Consider the following 23,449-nt stretch of genomic DNA (forward strand, 5'->3'; position numbering starts at 1 on the left):
GTTTAGGCGATGGCAGCAACCTGCGATATCCATTCGGTCGGGTTGCTGCCTGCTGGGGCGCTCAACCAGACAAGGTATTCACGGTTTCCCGCATTTCCCGCAATGGGTGAGGAGATGACGCCGGCCGTACCGAGCCCCACGTCCCAGGCCGCCCACAGAACGCCCATGATTGCTTCGTCGCGCAGCGCTGATCCGTGCACGATCCCTTCACGAATGTTGGTGCGGCCAACTTCAAACTGTGGCTTCACGAGCAAAACGTAGTCAGCACCATCCCCCGCTGAGGCGTGGAGCGCGGGCAGCACGGTGCGCAGCGAGATAAACGACAGGTCAGAAACGACAAGCGCGGGGCTTTCGGATGTCCCGCTCAGCGAGGCAAGTGAGTCCGCCGTCAAATAGCGGGCATTCTCTCGCTCGATGGTGCGCACGCGAGGATCTGACCGGATCAGGTCGACGAGTTGGCCGTGCCCGACATCGAGCGCGATGACTTCACGGGCCCCACGTTCGAGCAATACCTGGGTGAAGCCGCCAGTGGAAGCACCAACATCGAGGGCGAGCTTTCCCTTGGCATCGATACCAAAGGCTTCGAGCCCGGCGACGAGTTTGTGGGCAGCACGACTGACGTAATGGTCGGTTTCGGCGACCTCAATGACGTGATCGTCGTTTACTGGCGTCGAGGCTTTAGGCACCGCAACCCCCGAGACCGTCACGAGGTTATCGGCGATGAGCTTCGCGGCGTGAGTGCGCGACCGTGCGAGGCCACGGGCGGCGAGAGCCGCGTCGAGACGCATATTAGCCATTGCGCGAGAACGCGTCCTTTCCTTCAAGTTGCTGCTGCAACTCGTCATGGATCTGGGTGAATGATGCCGCCCTCGACTCAAGTGGCTGATCTTCGATCAGGCTCAAGCGGGACATCAATCCGTCTACCGGTGAATCATCGCTCATGCTCACGAATATAGCTCCGCAGGCACCTCGAGGGCATAGATGGCGCTCCCAGAGTTCCAAATTGCCGCGGATCCTGCCCGCAATCGGTCGATGGATGTTCCGGCCGAGGTCACGGTGAGGCGTTGCGCTTCGAGGCGCACTGTCGCCGTTCCCACTGTCGTCACGACAGCAGCACCGTCGTGCGTGACGACAGTTTCGGGATACAGCTCATGCAGCCCGCGCAGATCATCAATGATCATCGTCGGACGTTCTTCGGGAATACACGCCAGCACTTGCTTCGCTTGATCGATGCCCGTGAGCACGAGCAGCGAGGGGATGCCAGCGCGATTAGCACCGAGAATGTCGGTGTCGAGGCGGTCCCCAATCATTAGCGCTTCGCGAGACGAGTAGCGAGTAAACGCTTCTTCGAAGATCGCCACTTCTGGCTTACCGGCAACGATCGGTAGACGACCGACCGCAGTGTGGACCGCGGAAACAAGGGTGCCATTTCCGGGGGCAGTTCCGCGGGCCTGGGGAATTGTCCAGTCAGTGTTGGTCGCGATCCAGGGGATGCCGGCATCGCCACCTTTGAGCGCGAACGCAGCCTCTGCCAGATGAGACCACGCTACATCGGGCGAGAATCCTTGCACGACAGCCGCCGGTGATTCTTCAGCGGACCTGGTCACCACGAATCCGGATTTCTCGAGCTCGCTCGTGAGTCCGTCTCCCCCGACAACCATGATGGTTGAGCCAGCGGGCACGAGCTCACGCAGCAAGGCCATTGCTGCTTGCGGCGACGTCACGACGTCGCGGGGATCGACAGTGAGACCAAGCTCGCTCAAATGGGTCGCGACCGAGGCGTCAGTGCGCGACGCATTATTGGTGATGTAGGCGACTTGCAGCCCCTCGATCGCATTGATGCTGTCAATGGCATGCGGGATCGCATTCGGCCCGCGGTAAACAACGCCGTCAAGATCGGCGAGGACGAGCGAGATGCCAGTGAGAGGTGTTCTACTCGGCACGCTCGCCGTTTTCGCTGTCGTTCCCGTCCGCTTCGTCAACGACGTCCAGAGTCCCATCGGCGTTCTCAATTTCTGTCTCAACGTGAGCGTCGGGCCCTGCAGCAGCGTCAACGGCAACCGTGTCTTCAGCGGCGGCAGTGTCGTCAACGCCAGTGTCAGTGTCAGCGTCGGCATCGGCATCGGCATCGGCATCGGCATCAACGTCAATGTCCACGAACGACGAGTCGTCGAGCTCAAGCTCTTCTTCAACGATCTCGATTGTGGCTTCGCCGCCGTCATCGAGTGCCTCTTCGGCGATATCTGCCCGTTCAAACCAGGTCGCGGCTTCGTCTTCACGACCGAGTTCTTCGAGCACTGTGCCATAGGCGCCGAACAGTGCGGCGCTGTAGCTGAAGGCTTTGGTGGGATCGAGTTGCGGAATCTGAAGCTCGACAAGAGCTTCGTCTGCCTGACCCAAGTCAAGTCGCGCACCAGACATCGCGATGGCGAGCTCAACCTGCACACCAATCGACAGGCTACTGCGGCGAACGGATCGCCCCAGTTCCAAAGCACGCTCCGGGCGCTCAAGTCCACGTTCGCTGTCTACCATCATCGGCAGCTGGTCGTCCCGCCCAGAAATTCGACGGTAGGTGCGCAACTCGCGCAGCGCGAGTGCATAGTCTTCGGTCGCGTAGGCAGTGATCGCGAGAGTTTCGCGCACAACGCCGATACGGCCGGCACGACGGGCCGCCGAAATCGCATGCTGGTGAGCAAGTTCTGGATCGGTTTCGATCAGCCGCGAAACCATCACGAGGTGCAGGGCGACGCCTTCAGCGTTTTCCTTGCTGAGCGTCTTGAGTTCGTTGGACGCAACGCGGTCAAGCATTTTGGGGGTAATTCCCTCAGGAATCTCGGGTGCCTGGTGGTAGGCCCGAACTGAACGGATGCCGAACGGGTCGCGATCCTCTTCAGGCTCGCGCGCACTAGCGTCGCGGTCGCCGCGCGCTGGCGCTCCGCCTTTGGTCCACAAGCGATTCTCCGGCGGGCCATCGTTGCGTCCTGAACCGCGATCGGGGCGTCCTCCACGTTCCGGACGGCCGGAGCCGTCGTTGCGCTGAGGTCGAGCCGGACGATCACTGCGCTCGGGACCACCTGTGCGGTCGCCACGGTCAGGTCGATCGTTCGAGCGCGGTGGGCGGCTATCGCGGTCACCGGAACGCTGCGGACGGTCACCGCGGTCGGGACGATCCCCGGAACGTGGTGGGCGGCCATCGCGATCGTTTGAGCGTGGCGGACGATTGTCGCGGTCCCCAGAGGAATCCCGGCGCGGTGCGCGGTCATCGCCGGAAGCGCCATCGCGGCGGGGGCGACGGTCATCGCCCTCGGGCTTTGCGCGCCAGGGACGATCTGCTCCGCCGGATGCGGGCTTACCGCGGGCGGGTCCGCCTGCGGCATTGTCGCGGCGCGGCCCTCCGTCGCTTGGTCGGCCTTCACCAGGGCGTCCGCCGGTGGGGCGTCCACCAGATCGGGGCGCACCCGAACGGTTTCCGTGGGGTCGGCTGTCGCGCCGACCGTCGTTACCTGATGAATCGCTCACTTGTTGCTCCTGATTATGGGTAAAACTTAACGCAAAATAGCCACCCACTGTGTTTATTCAACACAGGGGTGGCCATTTTACAATTTAAGTCCGGCGGTGTCCTACTCTCCCACAAGGTCCCCCTTGCAGTACCATCGGCGCAGAGAGTCTTAGCTTCCGGGTTCGGAATGTAACCGGGCGTTTCCCTCTCGCTATGGCCGCCGAAACACTATTGATTTATGTATCAGTCTGGGCCAGAAACATGCTCTGACACTACCCCGAAGGATGGTGCCTAGCTGTGTTAGCTGGGCGCAGTTCCCGACCGTAAATCGGGAACCACAAAGTGGACGCGAGAATTCTTCTCATTCACCATTCGACAGTCTAGGACTGCCCAGTGAGGTGGGGTGGTTATCAATTTATCGACTTATTAGTACTGGTCAGCTCCACAGGTCGTTAGTCCCTGCTTCCACATCCAGCCTATCAACGCAGTAGTCTAGCTGCGAGTCTCTCGGCCTAAGCCATGGAAATCTCATCTTGAAGCTGGCTTCCCGCTTAGATGCTTTCAGCGGTTATCCATTCCGAACGTAGCTAATCAGCGGTGCTCCTGGCGGAACAACTGACACACCAGAGGTTCGTCCATCCCGGTCCTCTCGTACTAGGGATAGATCTTCTCAAATTTCCTGCGCGCGCAGAGGATAGGGACCGAACTGTCTCACGACGTTCTAAACCCAGCTCGCGTACCGCTTTAATGGGCGAACAGCCCAACCCTTGGGACCTACTCCAGCCCCAGGATGCGACGAGCCGACATCGAGGTGCCAAACCATGCCGTCGATATGGACTCTTGGGCAAGATCAGCCTGTTATCCCCGAGGTACCTTTTATCCGTTGAGCGACAGCGCTTCCACAAGCCACTGCCGGATCACTAGTCCCGACTTTCGTCCCTGCTCGACTTGTCAGTCTCACAGTCAAGCTCCCTTGTGCACTTACACTCGACACCTGATTACCAACCAGGTTGAGGGGAACCTTTGGGCGCCTCCGTTACTTTTTGGGAGGCAACCGCCCCAGTTAAACTACCCACCATGCACTGTCCCTGAACCGGATTACGGTCCGAAGTTAGATATCCAATATGACCAGAGTGGTATTTCAACAATGACTCCACCTGAACTAGCGTCCAAGCTTCACAGTCTCCCACCTATCCTACACAGGCCACACCGAACACCAATACAAAGCTATAGTAAAGGTCACGGGGTCTTTCCGTCCTTCTGCGCGTAACGAGCATCTTTACTCGTAGTGCAATTTCGCCGAGTTCGCGGTTGAGACAGCTGGGAAGTCGTTACGCCATTCGTGCAGGTCGGAACTTACCCGACAAGGAATTTCGCTACCTTAGGATGGTTATAGTTACCACCGCCGTTTACTGGGGCTTAAATTCACAGCTTCGTCTTGCGACTAACCGTTCCTCTTAACCTTCCAGCACCGGGCAGGCGTCAGTCCGTATACATCGTCTTGCGACTTAGCACGGACCTGTGTTTTTAGTAAACAGTCGCTTCCCACTGGTCTCTGCGGCCCTGCAGCGCTCCCGGAGCAAGTCCGTTCACGCCTTAGGCCCCCCTTATCCCGAAGTTACGGGGGCATTTTGCCGAGTTCCTTAACCACGATTCTCTCGATCTCCTTAGTATTCTCTACCTGATCACCTGAGTCGGTTTGGGGTACGGGTAACTTGAACCTCGCGTCGATGCTTTTCTTGGCAGCATAGGATCACTGATTTCGTCCGTGAGGACTACCCATCGAGTCTCAGCCTTAATGAGAGACGGATTTGCCTATCTCTCGGCCTACATTCTTAGACCGGGACAACCATCGCCCGGCTCAGCTACCTTCCTGCGTCACACCTGTTAATACGCTAACCGCACCAGAATAGGGTCGTACGCTAGGCCCCACGCCTCACCCCGAAGGGATCGGTCTAGGGGATTCAGATACTTAGCATTACTGGATTAGTTTGGGCGGTTCTTCGTCAGTACGGGAATATCAACCCGTTGTCCATCGACTACGCCTGTCGGCCTCGCCTTAGGTCCCGACTTACCCAGGGCGGATTAGCCTGGCCCTGGAACCCTTGATCATTCGGAGGACGGGTTTCTCGCCCGTCTTTCGCTACTCATGCCTGCATTCTCACTCGTGTAGCGTCCACGGCTGGTTTACACCGCCGCTTCACTCGCCACACGACGCTCTCCTACCACTCCGTACGGCTGAACCACGAAGGCTTACCTATAATACGAAATCTACAACTTCGGTGGTGTGCTTGAGCCCCGTTACATTGTCGGCGCGGAATCACTTGACCAGTGAGCTATTACGCACTCTTTCAAGGGTGGCTGCTTCTAAGCCAACCTCCTGGTTGTCTGTGCAACTCCACATCCTTTCCCACTTAGCACACGCTTGGGGACCTTAGTTGGTAGTCTGGGCTGTTACCCTCTCGACGATGAAGCTTATCCCCCCACCGTCTCACTGCTGCGCTCTCACTTACCGGCATTCGGAGTTTGGCTAACGTCAGTAACCTTTTAGGGCCCATCAGCTATCCAGTAGCTCTACCTCCGGCAAGAAACACGCAACGCTGCACCTAAATGCATTTCGGAGAGAACCAGCTATCACGAAGTTTGATTGGCCTTTCACCCCTATCCACAGCTCATCCCCTCAGTTTTCAACCTAAGTGGGTTCGGTCCTCCACGTGCTCTTACACACGCTTCAACCTGGCCATGGATAGATCACTTCGCTTCGGGTCTAGAACCAGCGACTATAACGCCCTATTAAGACTCGCTTTCGCTACGGCTGCCCCACACGGGTTAACCTCGCCACTGATCACTAACTCGCAGGCTCATTCTTCAAAAGGCACGCTGTCACAGCTACTAAGGCTGCTCCAACGGTTTGTAAGCAAACGGTTTCAGGTACTATTTCACTCCCCTCCCGGGGTACTTTTCACCTTTCCCTCACGGTACTTGTCCGCTATCGGTCATCTGGAAGTATTTAGGCTTATCAGGTGGTCCTGACAGATTCACACGGGATTTCTCGGGCCCCGTGCTACTTGGGATACTCTTCGAACCATTGCAACATTTCGACTAAGGGGCTGGCACCCTCTATGGCGTGGCTTTCAATCCACTTCGTCTATATCACTTTGTAATTCTTGCTGTACGGCAGTAACAGCTGAAAAGTCCCACTACCCCGACCATGCAACGCCTGCCGGCTATCACACATGATCGGTTTGGCCTCGTCCGGTTTCGCTCGCCACTACTAACGGAATCACGGTTGTTTTCTCTTCCTGTGGGTACTGAGATGTTTCACTTCCCCACGTTCCCTCTACCCGCCCTATATATTCAGGCGGGAGTCACTGAGTCGTCTTGCAACGCCCAGCGGGGTTTCCCCATTCGGAAATCCTCGGATCAAAGCTCTATTATCAGCTCCCCGAGGCTTATCGCAGATTTATACGTCCTTCTTCGGCTCCAGATGCCAAGGCATCCACCGTTTGCCCTTAGAAAATTGATTATCACATGAGTATAAGAATCGATCGCAACACCAAAGTGTTGAGATAGACCAATGAACTCCCAACACAAAGTGTTGAAAGTTATTGTTATTTATGTGATCCGACCTTTCGGTCGAATCTAAGATGCTCGCGTCCACTGTGTAGTTCTCAAAATACGGGCGGTATCCTCCCTCATCCCCCAACCTGCAGGAAACAAGACCAGGATCCGTAGACCCAGGAACACCTTTCGATGTCCCAGGTCCTAAGGTACGAACACGAATCTTCCGATCCGTCCCCGGTCCCTCAGGACCCAACAACGTGCAAAGACCAGCACCCCCGGAAACCTCTCGTTCCTACCAACCCCGAAGAGTTGATGTACTGAAGAGGAAACAGTTCCTCTGGCCACAATGTCAATGTTCCACCCATGAGCGCCGTCTACCCCGAACAGGGCAGTACGACTTGGCAACATAATACGAATCTCTTAACTCTGTGTATACCGCAGAGACGAAAAAACGAGTTGCACATGCTCCTTAGAAAGGAGGTGATCCAGCCGCACCTTCCGGTACGGCTACCTTGTTACGACTTAGTCCTAATTACCAATCCCACCTTCGACAGCTCCTCCCCTTGCGGGTTAGGCCACTGGCTTCGGGTGTTACCGACTTTCATGACTTGACGGGCGGTGTGTACAAGGCCCGGGAACGTATTCACCGCAGCGTTGCTGATCTGCGATTACTAGCGACTCCGACTTCATGAGGTCGAGTTGCAGACCTCAATCCGAACTGAGACCGACTTTTTGGGATTCGCTCCACCTTGCGGTATTGCAGCCCTTTGTATCGGCCATTGTAGCATGCGTGAAGCCCAAGACATAAGGGGCATGATGATTTGACGTCATCCCCACCTTCCTCCGAGTTGACCCCGGCAGTCTCCTTTGAGTTCCCACCATTACGTGCTGGCAACAAAGAACGAGGGTTGCGCTCGTTGCGGGACTTAACCCAACATCTCACGACACGAGCTGACGACAACCATGCACCACCTGTTTACGAGTGTCCAAAGAGTGAACTATTTCTAGCCCGTTCTCGTATATGTCAAGTCTTGGTAAGGTTCTTCGCGTTGCATCGAATTAATCCGCATGCTCCGCCGCTTGTGCGGGCCCCCGTCAATTCCTTTGAGTTTTAGCCTTGCGGCCGTACTCCCCAGGCGGGGAACTTAATGCGTTAGCTGCGACACAGAAACCGTGGAATGGCCCCTACATCTAGTTCCCAACGTTTACGGCATGGACTACCAGGGTATCTAATCCTGTTCGCTCCCCATGCTTTCGCTCCTCAGCGTCAGTAACGGCCCAGAGATCTGCCTTCGCCATTGGTGTTCCTCCTGATATCTGCGCATTCCACCGCTACACCAGGAATTCCAATCTCCCCTACCGCACTCTAGTCTGCCCGTACCCACTGCAGGCTGGGGGTTGAGCCCCCAGTTTTCACAGCAGACGCGACAAACCGCCTACGAGCTCTTTACGCCCAATAATTCCGGATAACGCTTGCACCCTACGTATTACCGCGGCTGCTGGCACGTAGTTAGCCGGTGCTTTTTCTGCAGGTACCGTCACTTTCGCTTCTTCCCTACTAAAAGAGGTTTACAACCCGAAGGCCGTCGTCCCTCACGCGGCGTTGCTGCATCAGGCTTGCGCCCATTGTGCAATATTCCCCACTGCTGCCTCCCGTAGGAGTCTGGACCGTGTCTCAGTTCCAGTGTGGCCGGTCACCCTCTCAGGCCGGCTACCCGTCGTAGGCTTGGTGAGCCATTACCTCACCAACTACCTGATAGGCCGCGAGTCCATCCTTGACCGAAATTCTTTCCAGCTCCTAGCCATGCGGCTGAAGCTCGTATCCGGTATTAGACGTCGTTTCCAACGCTTATTCCAGAGTCAAGGGCAGGTTACTCACGTGTTACTCACCCGTTCGCCACTAATCCACCAGAGCAAGCTCCGGCTTCATCGTTCGACTTGCATGTGTTAAGCACGCCGCCAGCGTTCATCCTGAGCCAGGATCAAACTCTCCATAAATGTTTGATTGCACCAACAAGCCGAAGCCCACCGATGCACATCTTGCGTTACCCGCACCCGGAATAGGGTGTCGAGGCAACAAGTTTGAAACTGACAGAACAAATCAATACTGACTTGCTTTGTTGTTTATATCTTTTCCAAAGGAATCCGCTGCACCAGCAATCACGACCCGAAATGGGACGATCTCACTAAGCACAGTCGGGTTTTTGGCATTTGACATTGTGCACGCTGTTGAGTTCTCAAGGATCGGACGCTCCTGACCTCCACCGCAAAACGGCTTCACCCCAGGGCTTTCAAAACCTGTGTTGGCAACCCCCGCATAACTGCAGGAGGCAACCTGTCTAACTTACCAGCTTCAGCGCACTTGTCAAACCAGCAATTCCGCACCAGAACGGCACACAACAACTGACCAACACACGCAAAAAGCGGCAAGACATCCCACGACCCGAAACCGGAACCTACAAGAGGAACTCCGCGATCTGGCCGGACTAAAACTATACCAGCTTTAGAGGATGGTGGCCCCCACTTGAGGCCGGAAACCTAGCAGCAAAACTGCCCGGGACTTCCGCACCTTTGGGGTGACAAGAGGAAACATTACGTGCATTCTGGCCCCCTCGCCAACACCGACCGCATCCCGGGCGTGTCGCAAAAATGAGGCCCCGAAAACACTGTGTTGGGGTCCAACCGAGCGGGTGAGAGCTGATCACGAATGACAGCGGACGGCGGGCAGCAGGCGGCCGGCAGCACAGGAATCGCCTGCAGCTGTAGATAGAGCAACCTCTAGTTCGGCGGCAACACGTCAAAAACTAGATGAGCGAATTGGCCGACAGCCTTCGCCGACTTTAGGCGCAGACGATCCGCATTCAACCCCCGCGGAAATAGTGGAGCACCGCCCGTTACCGTGGCCGGTGCGAACGAGACCGAAATCTCGTCGAGCGCGCCGGCATCCAAAAACTGCGCTGCTAGGTCTCCCCCGCCGACGATCCAGATGTCGCCGTCACCCGCAGCCTCGCGAATCGTGGGCAGGGCATCCGCTACCGCTCCGCGAACGAAACGAACATCCGCCCCTTCGGGAACGGGGAGGTCGCGACGGGTAAAGACGAAGGTCGGCTTCTCGCCGAAGTATTCGGCCCACTTCTGCGGGTTGGCCATCAGATTCTCATGCTCGAGCACCCACTCATAAGTGGTTGAGCCCTCGACCTGGACTGTCGCGTTTGGTGCAACGGGTGGCTGTTCGTCGCTGACAACCGCGAACAGCCAGTCAAGCGAGTTTTCTTCATCAGCAATAAAGCCATTAAGCGTGGCTGCGGTTTCAAAAACGATGCGGGGCATATCGTCAGCCTAGGCAGCACCTACGACAACCGCGCTCGCCCTGCTGCCGCCCCGGAACCGGAACGCACATGAGACGCACGGGAACTTAGGACGTGACGAAAATACCCGCGAGAGTCTTTTTGCCGCGGCGGAGAACCGCCACGTTTCCGGCCAGAAGGTCGCTGCCGACCGTCGCCTGGTCATCCGCTACTGCAACGTTGTTGAGGTAGACGCCGCCCTGCGAGATTGCGCGCCGGGCTTCACTTGCACTCGATACCAGCTTGGTGTCGACGAGCAACTGCACGATCGTGGCATCCGCCGTCGTCTCGACGTGAGCAAGTTCCCGCAATGCTGCAGCAAGAGTGTCTGCATCCAGCGAGGCTAACTCGCCTTGGCCAAACAGCGCAGCGGAAGCCGCAATTGCCGCCTCCGTTGCTGCGCGGCCATGCACGAGTGACGTGACTTCGAACGCGAGAGTCTTTTGCGCTTCACGCCGGAACGGCGCCTCTGCCACAGCAGTCTCGAGAGCGGTGATCTGCTCGCGCGACAAGAACGTGAAGATGCGCAGACGCTGGATGACATCCGCATCGTCAGTGTTGAGCCAGAACTGGTAGAACGCGTAGGGACTCGTCATATTTGAGTCGAGCCAGATGGCGTTGCCTTCGCTCTTGCCGAACTTGGTGCCATCCGAGTTAGTGATGAGCGGGGTGCCGATGGCGTGAACGCTGGCGCCCTCAGCTTTGTGGATGAGGTCGCTGCCACTCGTGAGGTTGCCCCACTGGTCGCTGCCACCGGTCTGCAATACGCAGTCGTAGTTGCGGTAGAGCTCCAAGAAGTCCATGCCTTGCATGACCTGGTAGCTGAACTCGGTGTAGCTGATGCCAGCATCACTGTTGAGACGCGCGCTGACCGCATCCTTCTTGATCATCGTGCCGACACGGAAGTACTTGCCGACATCGCGCAAGAAGTCGATCGCGCTCATCGGCGCTGTCCAGTCGAGGTTGTTGACCATCCGCACGGCGTTGTCGCCCTCGGTACTCAAGAACTTGGAGACCTGGGCTTGCAAGTAACTGACCCACTCGGCGACAGTTTCGTTGTCGTTGAGGGTGCGCTCTGCCGTGGGGCGCGGATCGCCAATAAGGCCAGTCGCTCCCCCGACGAGTCCGAGGGGTTTGTGGCCGGCCAGCTGAAGGCGGCGAAGCAGAAGCAGTTGCACGAGGTTGCCTAAGTGAAGGCTGGGTGCCGTGGGATCGAATCCGCAGTAGTACGTGATGGGGTCGCCATCGAGAAGCTTCTCGAGGGCATCCGCGTCGGTGGAAACATGCACGAGGCCGCGCCACGTGAGTTCTTGCCACAGGCTCTCAAAAGAGCTGTCGTTGCTTTGAGTACTGAGGGATTCTGATGCTGTCGCTGACACGTCATTAACCGTAGTGCCTATCGGAAGGGTGCTGAGAGCAATGAGATTGGGAGCGCCCACAATGCTGAGGCATTGATTTGGAGAAATCAGGCTTGTGGGCCTGATATTGAGAAATCAATGCTGTAGCCTTTAGTTATGTTTGTGATCACAGCGGACCAACGAAACAGCCGCAGCAACCCAGATGCCGTAGCGCAGACCCTGCAGCGCATCAACGCCGAGCGCGGGGATGACCTCGCCCTGCCCGCGGAACGAACGGCCGGAGACGAAGCCCAAATGCTGTTGACTTCAGCGCAAGCGGCTCTCGACATCACTCTTGAACTCACCCGCACGGAACAGTGGAGCGTAGGAATCGGCATCGGTGCAGTGCCGCTGCCGTACGGAACCAGCGTGCGCGCTACTAGTGGGGCCGCCTTTCTCGCCGCCCGCGATGCCATCGACCGCGCAAAGAAGAGTCCAGCCAAATGTGCCGTCGAGTCAGACCCCGCCAGCGAACTTGCCCGTGACATTGAACCGCTACTCGAATTACTGGTTCTGATGCGCAACCGGCGCACCGCCAACGGTTGGGAACTCTACGACCTGCTCAACAACGGCATGACTCAAGTCGATGCCGCTGAACGCCTCGGCATCTCGCCGCAGTCCGCGAGCCAGCGCGCACTCGTCGCCGGATTGCGCACCGAGGAAGAGGCCGTTCGCGCCCTTGCGAACCTGCTCGACAGAGCACACAGTGGAGTAGCAACAGATAACGCGCTCAGCGCAGAGGAAGGCACATCATGATCGGCTGGTGGATCGCGGTACTCGTTCTCACGATCGGCGCGATCGGCGCATCCATGATTGCGGCCCGCACCGACAAGTACTGGCTCGCCACCGTCTCGCTGCTCCCCGTCGGGATCGCTCTCATTCTGGGTTCCACCGGCAACCCCGTGCCCGGCGATGTCTCCGGGCTCGTCATCTTGCTCAGTGCAGCCCTTGTCGCTCTCGCGACAATCGCAGGTAGTCCTCTCGTGGCACTCGTGCTCTCGCTGGCCTCGTATCCGGCACCCCGTGGCGAGCACGGCGGCATTCTCGTGATCGACGCCGACTCGCCCCTGCCCGAACGTGAGATCCTGCGCGGCGGAACCACCATTGGTTACCTCGAGCGCTTCGCCTTCATCGCCTCGTTCATGGTGTGGCAGCCCGGCGCGATCGCCGTCATTGTCGCCATCAAAGGACTCGGTCGCTTCGCCGAACTAGAAAACGCGGCCGCGCGCGAACGATTCATCATCGGCACCCTCGTGAGCCTTGTATGGGCCGGGTTGTGCACCGCGGCGTTACTCATCGGACGCTAACGGGGCCAGTTGACCGCTCACTCTGCACGGGCTGGGCTTCTCGCTACGGTTGCAAGGGCGCGTTCTCGGTGATCGGTTCCGGAGCCCGCGGCTTTTCGACCCACGTCACCAACACCACCGACACGATCATCAGCAGGAACCATGAACCGAGCTTGGCGATCGACACCAGCTCCCAGCCCTCTGACTGATTCGGGTACACCCAGGCGTTCGACCAGGTCGCTACGTTCTCGGCGAGCCAGATAAACAACGCGACCAGAACGAACGACACAAGGATGGGCATCCGGAATCGTGCCCGAGAGACTCTGACGTGCATGACGGTGCGCCAGTAGATCACCGCGATTGCCGCAAACAGGAACCAGCGAGCGTCGACGATGAAGTGGTGGCTGAAAAAGTTGATGTAGATGAGCGTGGCGAGAATGGCCGTGATCCAGCGTCTCGGGTACTTATCAAAGCGGAGTTCGAAGAGTCGGAATACGCGCACCATGTACGAGCCGACCGCCGCATACATGAAGCCGCTATAGAGCGGAACACCGAAAATGTGCAGCACGCCGTCGCCCTCGTAGGTCCAGGATCCGGCATCCGTCTTGAAAATCTCCATCACCGTACCCACAATGTGGAACAGGATGATCACCCGCAGTTCTCGCAAGGTCTCGAGCTTGAAAACGACCATGAGCGCTTGGATGGCGAGGGCGGCAAGCACCAAAAAGTCGTTGCGGGCGAGAGTCGCCGACTCCGGATACCAGAGGCGCGTGAGCACGAGGACTGCAAGCAGCGCTCCCCCGAAAACGCAGGCCCAGGCTTGCTTGAGCACGAATACCGTGAATTCGATCGCCAACATACGGAGGCGCTGCGACGAGGCACGGCCGCCGGTGGGCTGAACGCGTGAAGCGCTGCCGCGTGCTCGATCGAGACGATGATGCGCCCACTCGTCAATGCGCTGCTCGAGCGTGGTGAAGCGGGCCATCAGCTGCGCTTGCGTTTCACCGCAGCACGATACGGGGAAACACTCGGCTCCCCCGGAATCCAGAAACGCCACGGATACTCGTCAGTGCCACCATCGCCCGCGACCCCCGTGCGCGGACCAGCGCTGAACGGAGATTGCGACTGAGGCAGTTCTAGGCGAACGCGACCGGACTCTAGATTGGTGCCGGCGTCATCCAACCGGATGCCGAGCGCCACCGCCAGTCGAGCCGGCCCCATTGCGAGGTCGGCCGCCTTCTTGGACGTTGCGCGACGTTCGGTCGCAACATCCATCCCTTCGACTACTTCTCCCGCGCGCAAGAGGATTCCCGAAGCAACGCCCTCGGGCATGCACACGACATTTGCGCACGTGTGCATTCCGTAGGTGAAGTAGGTGTAGAGATGCCCGGGCGGGCCGTACATCACCGCGTTGCGCTTGCCTGGCCCTCGAAAAGCGTGCGAGCCAGGATCAACCTCGCCCAGGTACGCCTCGACCTCGGTGAGTCGCACTGCGACATCGCCGACGCGCACGACAGCACCCAGCAACAGCGGAGCAACCTCAGTCGCTGGCCTGCTGAGCAGCTCGAACACGTCTAGTTGAGAACCTGCGGATCGAGAGCGGCCGCGAGCACACGAACACGCTCGGTGAGCTCAGCGCGCTGCTCGGCGACGCGCACCGGAGCGGTGCCACCAACACCGGCGCGGCTCGATACAGAACCTTCGACGGTAAGAACGGCGCGCACATCGCCCGTGAGGTGCGGTGAAATAGCGGCGTAGTCAGCGTCGGTCGGTTCATGAAGTTCAAGGGAATTGTCTTCGCAGAAGCGCACAAGCGAGCCGCTGATTTCATGGGCTTCCCGGAACGGAACGTGCTGGCGCACAAGCCAGTCAGCAACATCGGTCGCGAGCGAAAAGCCTTGCGGCGCCAGTTCTGCCATACGCGCGGTGTTGAAACGGAGAGTAGCGATCATTCCGGTGAAGGCGGGCAAAAGAACCTCAAGCGTTTCGACCGAGTCGAATACTGGCTCTTTGTCTTCTTGAAGGTCGCGGTTGTAAGCGAGCGGCAGCGCCTTGAGAGTCGCAAGCAGCCCGGTCAAGTTTCCGATCAGTCGCCCGGCCTTACCGCGAGCGAGCTCTGCGATATCGGGGTTCTTTTTCTGCGGCATGATCGACGAGCCCGTCGAGTAGGCATCATCGAGCTGAACGAAATCGAACTCACGCGTGTTCCAGAGAATAATCTCCTCGCTCAACCGTGAAATGTCGATACCGAGCTGAGCGGTGATGAACGCAAATTCTGCAACGACATCCCTGCTCGCCGTGGCATCGATCGAGTTTTCGGTCGGGCGAGCCAATCCCAACTCCCGAGCGACAAGCGCGGGGTCGAGCCCCAGCGTGCTGCCGGCAAGAGCACCAGAACCGTACGGTGATGTGGATGCTCGAACCTTCCAGTCCCGCAGTCGCTCAAGCGTGCGCACCAAAGGCCACGCGTGAGCAAGTAAGTGATGCGCGAGCAGTACTGGCTGCGCATGCTGGAGGTGCGTGCGGCCCGGCATGATCGCCGTGTCGTGCTTCTCTGCTTGCGCTACGAGTGCGTCGATCAGGTCAACGACCATCGCGGCAATAGCGCCCGCGTGGTCGAGAAGGTAGAGACGAACGAGAGTCGCGATCTGGTCGTTGCGGCTGCGGCCAGCACGGAGCTTGCCTCCGACCTCAGCTCCCGCGCGCTCAATCAGCCCACGCTCGAGAGCGGCGTGCACGTCTTCTTCCGATTCGAGGGAAGTAAAACTGCCATCGGCGACGGCCTCGCTTAACGACTGCAGGGCATCCAGCATCGTCTCGCGCTCAGTGCGGTCGAGGTACCCCGCGGCCGCGAGCGCAACAGCGTGCGCTCGCGAGCCGGCGAGGTCATACTGCGCAAGCTGCCAATCGAAGTGAGTCGATTTGCTCAACCGGGCAAGCTCGGGCGATGGACCGCTTGCGAAGCGGGCCCCCCACAGTTGTCCTTCACCAGTTTCGGCAGATTGCGCCATGATTAGCCCTGCTTTGCGTCGCGACGAGCCGAGATCTTGCTCGGCAGTGACCAGAGTTCGATGAAGCCCTTAGCGAGCGACTGGTCGAAGGTGTCGCCGGTGTCGTACGTGGCGAGGCTGAAGTCGTAGAGGCTCTGCTCTGACTTGCGGCCAGTCGGTACGGCACGGCCAGCGTGGAGTGTCATACGGATTTCTCCGCTGACGTAACGCTGGGTGTCGTCGATGAACGCATCGAGTGAACGCTTGAGACCTGAATACCAGAGTCCGTCGTACACGAGGTTCGACCATTCGGCTTCAACTCCGCGCTTGTAGCGGGAGAGGTCGCGTTCGATCGTGAGCGACTCAAGTTCTTCGTGGGCGGCGATGAGGGCCATGGCCCCAGGAGCTTCGTAGACCTCGCGGCTCTTAATGCCAATGAGACGATCTTCAACAACATCGATGCGGCCGATGCCGTGCTTGCCCGCGAGCGCGTTCATGTGCTCAACGATGGCGAGAGCTGACATGGCTACTCCGTCGATGGCGACAGGAATTCCGGCTTCGAAAGTGATGGTCACTTCATCGGCGGGCAGACCAGCGGCAGGATCAGCGGTGTACTCGTAAAGCTCTTCAATCGGAGCATTCCACGGGTCCTCAAGGAATCCAGTCTCGACAGCGCGACCCCAGACATTCTTGTCGATCGAGTAGGGGCTCGCGGCGGACTGGCGAATCGGAAGGTTGTGCTTTTCGGCGTAAATGATCGCCTTGTCGCGAGTGAGCGCGAGGTCGCGGACCGGAGCGATGCTCGTGAGGTCGGGAGCGAGAGCGGCAACAGCAGCCTCGAAACGAACCTGGTCGTTGCCCTTACCTGTGCAACCGTGAGCAACGCTGTCAGCACCGAGTGCCTTAGCAGTGAGAGCAAGGTGGCGCGAGATCACCGGACGGCTCAACGCGGAAACCAGCGGGTAACGCTTCTGGTACAGAGCATTTGCCTTCAGCGCGGGCATCAGGAAGTCATCAGCGAATTCATCCTTCGCATCGATAACGATCGACTCAACAGCACCACAGTCAAGGGCACGCTGGCGGATGTCATCCATGTTTTCGCCGCCCTGGCCGACGTCGATCGCAAGTGCGACGACCTCTTTGCCTGTGGCGTCCTTGAGCCAGCCAATACCTACTGAAGTGTCGAGTCCGCCCGAGTAGGCGAGAACTACGCGTTCTGACATGTGTTTTTCTCCTTGACGTCGTGAATCAGTTTAGGGAACTACAACGGCGGCGCATGCCGCCGAAAACTAGGCGGCCTGTTCGAGCAGCCAAATCATCAGTGCCTTCTGGGCGTGCAGACGGTTCTCCGCTTCATCCCAAATGACACTCTGCGGACCATCGATGACATCGGCCTCAACTTCATACCCGCGATCGGCCGGCAAGCAGTGCAAGAAGACCGCGTCTGGCTTAGCGAGCGCCATCAGCGCACTGTCGACCTTGTAGGCACTGAGGGCGGCAACGCGCGCGGCCTTCTCATCCTCTTTGCCCATCGACACCCACGTGTCGGTGACTACAACATCCGCACCGGTCACGGCCTCGGCCGCCTCCGTGAGGATCGAAATGGAACCGCCGGTGGTCGCCGCAATCTTCTCGGCGTCAGCGACGACATCCGCCAGCGGCAAGTAGTCCGCTGGGCACGCGATACGAACGTGCATCCCCGCGGTTGCTCCCGCAAGAAGGTACGAGTGCACCATGTTGTCGGCACCGTCACCGAGGAACGCAACGGTGAGCCCCTTGAGCTCACCCTTGTGTTCACGAATCGTGAGGAGGTCGGCGAGCAATTGACACGGGTGGAATTCATCGCTGAGCGCATTGATCACCGGCACTTGAGTTCCGTGAGCCATCTCGATGAGGCCCTGCTGGCCATACGTGCGCCAGACGATGGCAGCAACCTGACGTTCAAGAACGCGAGCTGTGTCTGAGGCAGTCTCCTTGCCACCGAGCTGACTGTTGGCCGTCGAGATAATGAGCGGCGAACCTCCCAGATCTGCGATACCAACAGCAAACGAGACGCGAGTGCGAGTCGATGACTTGTCAAAGATCACGGCAACCGTCTGCGGACCCTCGAGAGGTTTGCGACCCCAACGGTCTGCCTTAACCTTCTCCGCGAGATCAAGAATCTCGGACTGCTCGGCGGGGGTGAGGTCATCATCGCGAAGAAAATGCCTGGTCATGATGCCTCCGTAAGTGCTTCGTTAGTTACTACGTTCAACACGGTGCTGAACGTCTCGATGAATTCGGCGATCTCGTCGTCACCAATAATCAGCGGTGGCGCGAGGCGAACCGTCGATGCGTCTGGCGCATTGATGATGAGGCCATGCTCGAGCGCGATCGCGACAACTCGCTGCGCGACCGGCTCTGCCAGTCCAATGCCGATCAGTAGACCGCGACCGCGAAGCTCAACAATCAGCGGCGAATCAATGCGTGCCAAAGCGGTGCGCAGTTCAGCACCACGTTGAGCGGCATTAGCCACCAAGCCATCGGTCTCGATCTGAGCGAGCACAGCATTCGAAACGGCGCAGACCAGCGGGTTTCCCCCAAAAGTGGTTCCGTGCTGGCCGGGCTGAAGAAAAGTGGATGCCGCCCCGAACGTCACGAGAGCACCAATCGGAACTCCCCCGCCCATTCCCTTCGCGAGAGTTATCGCGTCAGGGATGATGCCACTCTCCTGGAAGCCAAACCAGCTTCCGGTTCGTCCGGCACCCGTCTGAATTTCATCGATGATGAGCAGAACACCATGTTGGGTCGTCAGTTCACGAGCCGCCTCGAGATAGCCAGCGGGGAGCTCACGCACCCCCGCTTCGCCCTTGATGGGTTCAACAATGAGTGCTGCGACATCCGACCCGATCGCTGCCTCAAGCGCGTCGATCGTGGAATCGATGTGCTCGACGTTGGGCAGCAACGGCTCGAATGGCTCGCGGAGTGCCGCTTTGCCCGTAATCGACAGCGCCCCCAATGAGCGACCATGGAACGAATCCATGAGCGAAAGGATGCGTGGGCGCCCGGTGAGACGAGCAAGCTTGATAGCGGCCTCGTTCGCCTCGGTGCCTGAGTTCGCGAAAAAGACTCGGCCTTCGTCACCAGCACCGGTAATGCGCAAAAGTCGTTCCGCGAGCGCGAGCTGCGGTTCAGAGGCGAAGAAGTTGGAGATGTGCAGCAGATTCGCTTGGTTAGTGATCGCACTCACGATCGCCGGGTGATTGTGACCAAGCGAGTTGACGGCGATACCAGCAAGGAAATCAAGGTAGCGCTTGCCATCAGAATCGAAGACCGCGCAGCCCTCTCCGCGCACGAGCTCCACCTTGGGAGTGCCGAAAGTGTTCATCATGCGGTGCGAATAGTCGTCTTGCCAGGTCATGCGGGTACCACCTCGGTGCCAATTCCATCTTGCGTGAATACTTCGAGCAGAATCGAGTGCGGGGCTCGGCCATCGATGATGGCGGCCTTCGGAACTCCAGCATCCACCGCGGCAAGACAGGCTGTCATCTTGGGGATCATTCCCGACTCAAGACTGGGCAGAAGTTCGCGCAGCTCATCGGTGTTGATGATCGAGACGAGTGATTCGCGATTCGGCCAGTCACTGTAGAGACCAGACACATCCGTGAGAATAACGAGCTTCGCCGCATCAAGGGCAATAGCCAGCGCCGCGGCAGCAGAATCTGCGTTGACGTTGAGTAGGCCTGAACCATCGTCTTCGATATCGCCACCGTCTTGGGCAAGAGTCGACACCACCGGGATGCGGTCGGCGGCCAACACGTGGATCACCCGCTGCGGATCAACTTCAGTCACGTTACCGACGAGACCGAGGTCGATGCGCTCGCCCTCGATGTGCTTGATCATGCGCTCACCGATGAACAGCGAATGTTCATGACCGGCGATTCCATTGGCGAGGTCGCCGTGCTCATTGATGAGGTCAACCAGTTCAGCACCGACCTGATCGGTGAGCACATCGCGTACGACGTCAATCGACTCTTCCGTCGTCACTCGGTAACCAGCACGGAACTCCGACTCGATACCGCGAATCTTCAGTTCCTTCGTGATCTGGGGGCCTCCGCCATGAACAATCACCGGACGAACGCCCGCGAGGCGCAGGTAAACCATGTCCTGCACGAACGCACGCTTCAGCTCATCGTTGATCATGGCGTTGCCGCCAAACTTAACCACAATGATGCGGTTACGGAATCGTTTCAACCACGGGAGCGCCTCAATAAGCACTCCCGCCTTCGTCATAGCCTGCTCGTGGTCAGCGCCGTGGGTAAAAGCCGGCATCAGCTGGAGTACGCGCTGTTCTCATGCACGTAATCGTGCGTGAGGTCATTGGTCAAAATGGTTGCTTCGGCATCGCCGGTAGCAAGATCGATCAGCACGTGAACGACGCGTCCCGTGAGATCGACTTCGTCGCGCGAACGATCAGGGGCACCGGCGTGGCACACTCGCACACCGTTCATCGAGACATCGACCGCATAGGGGTCGAATGCGGCATCCGTGGTTCCGATCGCCGCCAACACTCTGCCCCAGTTGGGGTCGTTGCCAAAGATCGCCGCCTTGAACAGGTTATTGCGGGCTACAGAGCGGCCGACAACCACAGCCTCGTCTTCGTTCAGCGCACCGACGACCTCAATCCGGATCTCGTGACTCGACCCTTCAGCATCTGCCTGCAGTTGCTCGGCAAGGTCGCTGCAGATCTTCGTAAGGAGAGCGGAAAACTCTGCTGTCTCCGGCGTAACGCCCGATGCGCCAGACGCCATGACGCTGACTTGGTCGTTTGTCGACATACAGCCATCGGAGTCGAGACGGTCGAAGCTGACGCGGGTGGCTTGGCGCAACGCACTGTCGAGCTCAGCAGCGGCGATAGCGGCGTCAGTGGTGATTACCACGAGCATTGTGGCAAGCCCCGGCGCGAGCATCCCGGCTCCCTTAGCCATACCACCGATCGTGTACCCGGTTCCCGTAACCACGGATGTTTTGGGCTTGCTGTCTGTCGTCATGATGGCGCGTGAAGCATCGTCGCCACCATCAGCACTGAGCGCTGCTGCAGCCGCCGTCATGCCTGCGAGCACCTTGTCTTGAGGAAGCGGTTCACCGATGAGCCCAGTCGAGCAAACGAGGATGTCGCCAGCCGACGAACCCAACGTCTCGGCAACGTGCTCAGCGGTGGCGTGGGTTACCTGAAAACCCTGCGGACCAGTGAAGCAGTTCGCACCACCCGAGTTGAGGGCAATGGCCGAAACGATGCCATCGTCGATGACCTGCTTTGACCAGATGATCGGATGCGCTTGAGCCCGGTTGCTCGTAAATACGGCGGCGGCATCGAAACGCGGGCCCCGGTTAACCACCAAGGCGACGTCGAGGCCACCACTTGCCTTGAGCCCTGCTTCAACTCCGGCTGCTTCGAATCCTGCGGCTGATGTGACACTCATGGTGCAACTCCGTCCAGCGCAAGGCCGAGGGTTTCATCGAGCCCCAACGCAATATTTGTCGATTGAATAGCGGCGCCTGCGGTGCCTTTAACAAGATTGTCGATCGCGCTGACGACGACGACGCGACGGGTGACTTCGTCGATAGCGAGGCCGATCAGCGCTGTGTTCGCGCCTAAGGTGTCAGCGGTGCGAGGGAAGGAGCCCTCGGGGAGAACATGGACGAACGGCTCGTCGGCGTAGGCCGTCTCCCACGCTTCGCGCACTTGAGCGGCAGTAACGCCATCGACCAGCTTGGCCGTCGACGTCGCCAAGATTCCGCGCGACATGGGAACCAACATCGGCGTGAACGAGACCGTCACTGACGCGGCACCCGCCACCTTCAAGTTTTGGACGATCTCGGGAGTATGACGGTGCGTACCGCCAACGGCATATGCCGAGGAGGAACCGATCATTTCGCTCGCCAGCAAGTTCACTTTCAGACTCTTGCCTGCCCCCGAGGGACCAACGGCGAGCACTGAGACGATGTCTTCCGCCTCGATCAACGATGAACGGATGCCGGGAGCCAGCGCCAACGAAATCGCTGTCACGTTGCAGCCGGGCACCGCAATACGCTTCGAACCGACGAGAGCCTGCCGTTGCGTGCCCCCAGCGGAGTGCAGCAGTTCGGGCATCCCGTAGTCCCAGGCACCGAAGAACTCGCCACCGTAGAACGCAGCCCAGTCTTCCTCGCTGGTGAGGCGGTGGTCTGCACCGCAGTCGACAACAAGAGTCTCGGGACTGAGTTCAGCCGTCAAGGCTCCCGACTTTCCGTGCGGAAGCGCAAAGAAAACAACATCGTGCCCGGCGAGCACCGATGGCTCAGTCGGTTGAAGCACAAGGTGTGCGAGTGACCGCAAATGCGGCTGCACGTCGATGAGCCGTTGACCTGCGTTGCTGAACGCGGTCACGGTTGTGACATCGAACTCAGGATGGGTGGAAAGGAGACGAAGAAGCTCGCCACCGGCATAACCGCTGGCACCAGCCACAGCGACCGAAATAGACATGGAATTACCTTCGAGGTGGGTTCGGAAACGAGAACACTTGCGGCGGTGATTCAGACACGACCTCGTGGGTCGCGGCGAAACTCCGCCTATCGTCGCTCGTCAGCCCCGCGGAGAACCGGCGAAGACGGCACCACAAAGCTCAGCGAGAATCGCTGGCTGCAAGTGCGGAAGTCGGTCACATTTCTAGGATAGTGCCCAGACACCGACGCAGGCTAATCGATATTCTGGGAGCGATGACCAACATCGCGTCGATATCCCACGAAGGAGCACTCATGACTGATCTCACTGGCCTACTCAAACTCATCCCGATCGGTGACATTGCGAGCAGCCTGGGCGTCGACGAAAAGCTAGCCGAGTCCGCCGTAAAACAGGTCATTCCCACGCTTATCGGCGGGATGGCAGCGAATGCGAAGGATGAGACGGGCGCGAAATCGCTCGAAGGCGCGCTCTCCTCGCACGGCACGAAAGTCACGCGTGCGCTGACCGTTGACGACATCGATATCACCGACGGTGCCAAAATTGTCTCAAATGTCTTCGGAGCAAAGCAGACAGCTGTCGCTTCCGCCGTCGCCGACAACAATGCCGACTCCCACGTCACAAGCGAGCTCATCAGCAAGCTGCTCCCGATTGTTGCCCCGATCGTGATCTCGTGGGTTGGATCGCAGTTCTTGAGTCAGAAAGCGGCTCCCGCAGCCGTCACGTCAGAGAAGGCTAGTGCGGGCGGCATCGGTGGTTTGCTTGGCGGGCTGCTGGGCAACGCCGGCGGCCAAGACCTCGTCGGAGGCCTCATTGGCGGCCTTCTCGGCGGAGGCAAGCGCTAGATTCCGCTCACAGTGCGAAGAGCCGGTTGTCACCGCGAGG

Annotated in this window: 18 protein-coding genes and 3 rRNA genes; 3 read left to right on the forward strand and 18 right to left on the reverse strand. The window is 58.8% G+C overall.

Going from position 1 to position 23,449, the window contains the following annotated elements:
* Positions 1-2: 2 nt before the first annotated feature.
* The 9 genes from FFT87_RS10905 to tyrS form a co-directional block, all read right to left on the reverse strand.
* Entirely contained in the window at positions 3-797 is a 795-nt protein-coding gene (locus tag FFT87_RS10905; RefSeq protein WP_219948749.1) for a TlyA family RNA methyltransferase, read from the reverse strand.
* On the reverse strand, positions 790-942 hold the full coding sequence (locus FFT87_RS10910) for a hypothetical protein (protein ID WP_219948750.1): 153 nt from the start codon (positions 940-942) through the stop codon (positions 790-792). Before FFT87_RS10910 ends, FFT87_RS10905 begins: the two co-directional genes overlap by 8 nt.
* Positions 943-944: 2 nt before the next feature.
* Positions 945-1,943, reverse strand: coding sequence for an HAD-IIA family hydrolase (locus FFT87_RS10915; protein WP_219948751.1), 999 nt, complete (start codon positions 1,941-1,943; stop codon positions 945-947).
* Positions 1,933-3,519, reverse strand: coding sequence for a hypothetical protein (locus tag FFT87_RS14610; RefSeq protein WP_255560164.1), 1,587 nt, complete (start codon positions 3,517-3,519; stop codon positions 1,933-1,935). The genes FFT87_RS10915 and FFT87_RS14610 overlap by 11 nt, the downstream gene beginning before the upstream one ends.
* Before the next feature lie 88 nt (positions 3,520-3,607).
* Positions 3,608-3,724 (reverse strand): 5S ribosomal RNA (gene rrf, locus FFT87_RS10925).
* 181 nt (positions 3,725-3,905) lie between these two features.
* Positions 3,906-7,025 (reverse strand): 23S ribosomal RNA (locus FFT87_RS10930).
* A gap of 511 nt (positions 7,026-7,536) precedes the next feature.
* Positions 7,537-9,061, reverse strand: a 16S ribosomal RNA gene (locus tag FFT87_RS10935).
* Together the 16S, 23S and 5S rRNA genes form the textbook arrangement of a ribosomal RNA operon.
* A 780-nt stretch (positions 9,062-9,841) precedes the next feature.
* On the reverse strand, positions 9,842-10,393 hold the full coding sequence (locus tag FFT87_RS10940; RefSeq protein ID WP_219948752.1) for a dihydrofolate reductase family protein: 552 nt from the start codon (positions 10,391-10,393) through the stop codon (positions 9,842-9,844).
* A gap of 85 nt (positions 10,394-10,478) precedes the next feature.
* The gene (gene tyrS / locus FFT87_RS10945; protein ID WP_255559833.1) at positions 10,479-11,789 is read right to left on the reverse strand and encodes a tyrosine--tRNA ligase; all 1,311 of its coding nucleotides are present in this window, start codon (positions 11,787-11,789) and stop codon (positions 10,479-10,481) included.
* 135 nt (positions 11,790-11,924) lie between these two features.
* Here tyrS and FFT87_RS10950 point away from each other — a divergent pair, with 135 nt between their 5' ends.
* Both FFT87_RS10950 and FFT87_RS10955 read left to right on the forward strand, forming a co-directional pair.
* Positions 11,925-12,563, forward strand: coding sequence for a SatD family protein (locus FFT87_RS10950; protein WP_255559865.1), 639 nt, complete (start codon positions 11,925-11,927; stop codon positions 12,561-12,563).
* Complete coding sequence (locus FFT87_RS10955) at positions 12,560-13,114, forward strand: hypothetical protein (RefSeq protein WP_219948753.1); 555 nt, start codon at positions 12,560-12,562, stop codon at positions 13,112-13,114. Before FFT87_RS10950 ends, FFT87_RS10955 begins: the two co-directional genes overlap by 4 nt.
* 43 nt (positions 13,115-13,157) lie before the next feature.
* Here the strand turns inward: FFT87_RS10955 and FFT87_RS10960 are convergent, their stop codons facing one another.
* The 9 genes from FFT87_RS10960 to argC form a co-directional block, all read right to left on the reverse strand.
* Positions 13,158-14,078 (reverse strand): DUF817 domain-containing protein, encoded by a 921-nt coding sequence (locus FFT87_RS10960; protein WP_219948754.1) that lies wholly within the window; start codon positions 14,076-14,078, stop codon positions 13,158-13,160.
* On the reverse strand, positions 14,078-14,665 hold the full coding sequence (locus FFT87_RS10965; RefSeq protein WP_219948755.1) for a DNA-3-methyladenine glycosylase: 588 nt from the start codon (positions 14,663-14,665) through the stop codon (positions 14,078-14,080). The genes FFT87_RS10960 and FFT87_RS10965 overlap by 1 nt, the downstream gene beginning before the upstream one ends.
* A 2-nt stretch (positions 14,666-14,667) precedes the next feature.
* Entirely contained in the window at positions 14,668-16,104 is a 1,437-nt protein-coding gene (argH, locus tag FFT87_RS10970) for an argininosuccinate lyase (RefSeq protein WP_219948756.1), read from the reverse strand.
* Between the two features lie 2 nt (positions 16,105-16,106).
* The gene (locus FFT87_RS10975; protein WP_010205232.1) at positions 16,107-17,306 is read right to left on the reverse strand and encodes an argininosuccinate synthase; all 1,200 of its coding nucleotides are present in this window, start codon (positions 17,304-17,306) and stop codon (positions 16,107-16,109) included.
* Positions 17,307-17,372: 66 nt separating this feature from the next.
* Positions 17,373-18,299: an ornithine carbamoyltransferase gene (gene argF / locus FFT87_RS10980; protein WP_219948757.1), complete on the reverse strand. Its 927-nt coding sequence runs from the start codon at positions 18,297-18,299 to the stop codon at positions 17,373-17,375.
* Positions 18,296-19,483, reverse strand: a complete 1,188-nt coding sequence (locus tag FFT87_RS10985) for an acetylornithine transaminase (RefSeq protein WP_219948758.1) — start codon at positions 19,481-19,483, stop codon at positions 18,296-18,298. The genes argF and FFT87_RS10985 overlap by 4 nt, the downstream gene beginning before the upstream one ends.
* Positions 19,480-20,394 (reverse strand): acetylglutamate kinase, encoded by a 915-nt coding sequence (gene argB / locus FFT87_RS10990; RefSeq protein ID WP_219948759.1) that lies wholly within the window; start codon positions 20,392-20,394, stop codon positions 19,480-19,482. Before argB ends, FFT87_RS10985 begins: the two co-directional genes overlap by 4 nt.
* Positions 20,394-21,545 carry a bifunctional glutamate N-acetyltransferase/amino-acid acetyltransferase ArgJ gene (gene argJ, locus FFT87_RS10995; RefSeq protein ID WP_219948760.1) on the reverse strand — a complete coding sequence of 384 codons (1,152 nt, stop codon included), beginning with the start codon at positions 21,543-21,545 and terminating at the stop codon, positions 20,394-20,396. Before argJ ends, argB begins: the two co-directional genes overlap by 1 nt.
* Complete coding sequence (gene argC / locus FFT87_RS11000) at positions 21,542-22,588, reverse strand: N-acetyl-gamma-glutamyl-phosphate reductase (RefSeq protein ID WP_219948761.1); 1,047 nt, start codon at positions 22,586-22,588, stop codon at positions 21,542-21,544. The genes argJ and argC overlap by 4 nt, the downstream gene beginning before the upstream one ends.
* A 272-nt stretch (positions 22,589-22,860) precedes the next feature.
* Here argC and FFT87_RS11005 point away from each other — a divergent pair, with 272 nt between their 5' ends.
* Positions 22,861-23,409, forward strand: coding sequence for a DUF937 domain-containing protein (locus FFT87_RS11005; protein ID WP_219948762.1), 549 nt, complete (start codon positions 22,861-22,863; stop codon positions 23,407-23,409).
* Positions 23,410-23,449: the final 40 nt, after the last annotated feature.

It is taken from the genome of Salinibacterium sp. M195 (genome assembly GCF_019443965.1).
In the GTDB taxonomy this organism is placed as follows: domain Bacteria; phylum Actinomycetota; class Actinomycetes; order Actinomycetales; family Microbacteriaceae; genus Rhodoglobus.

Bases quoted from the DNA above. Each gene is read 5' to 3' on its own strand.
- FFT87_RS10905 (WP_219948749.1), bottom strand. From the start codon at position 797: ATGGCTAATATGCGTCTCGACGCGGCTCTCGCCGCCCGTGGCCTCGCA.
- FFT87_RS10910 (WP_219948750.1), bottom strand. From the start codon at position 942: ATGAGCGATGATTCACCGGTAGACGGATTGATGTCCCGCTTGAGCCTG.
- FFT87_RS10940 (WP_219948752.1), bottom strand. From the start codon at position 10,393: ATGCCCCGCATCGTTTTTGAAACCGCAGCCACGCTTAATGGCTTTATT.
- FFT87_RS10950 (WP_255559865.1), top strand. From the start codon at position 11,925: ATGTTTGTGATCACAGCGGACCAACGAAACAGCCGCAGCAACCCAGAT.
- FFT87_RS10955 (WP_219948753.1), top strand. From the start codon at position 12,560: ATGATCGGCTGGTGGATCGCGGTACTCGTTCTCACGATCGGCGCGATC.
- FFT87_RS10960 (WP_219948754.1), bottom strand. From the start codon at position 14,078: ATGGCCCGCTTCACCACGCTCGAGCAGCGCATTGACGAGTGGGCGCAT.
- argH (WP_219948756.1), bottom strand. From the start codon at position 16,104: ATGGCGCAATCTGCCGAAACTGGTGAAGGACAACTGTGGGGGGCCCGC.
- FFT87_RS10975 (WP_010205232.1), bottom strand. From the start codon at position 17,306: ATGTCAGAACGCGTAGTTCTCGCCTACTCGGGCGGACTCGACACTTCA.
- argF (WP_219948757.1), bottom strand. From the start codon at position 18,299: ATGACCAGGCATTTTCTTCGCGATGATGACCTCACCCCCGCCGAGCAG.
- FFT87_RS10985 (WP_219948758.1), bottom strand. From the start codon at position 19,483: ATGACCTGGCAAGACGACTATTCGCACCGCATGATGAACACTTTCGGC.
- argB (WP_219948759.1), bottom strand. From the start codon at position 20,394: ATGCCGGCTTTTACCCACGGCGCTGACCACGAGCAGGCTATGACGAAG.
- argJ (WP_219948760.1), bottom strand. From the start codon at position 21,545: ATGAGTGTCACATCAGCCGCAGGATTCGAAGCAGCCGGAGTTGAAGCA.
- argC (WP_219948761.1), bottom strand. From the start codon at position 22,588: ATGTCTATTTCGGTCGCTGTGGCTGGTGCCAGCGGTTATGCCGGTGGC.
- FFT87_RS11005 (WP_219948762.1), top strand. From the start codon at position 22,861: ATGACTGATCTCACTGGCCTACTCAAACTCATCCCGATCGGTGACATT.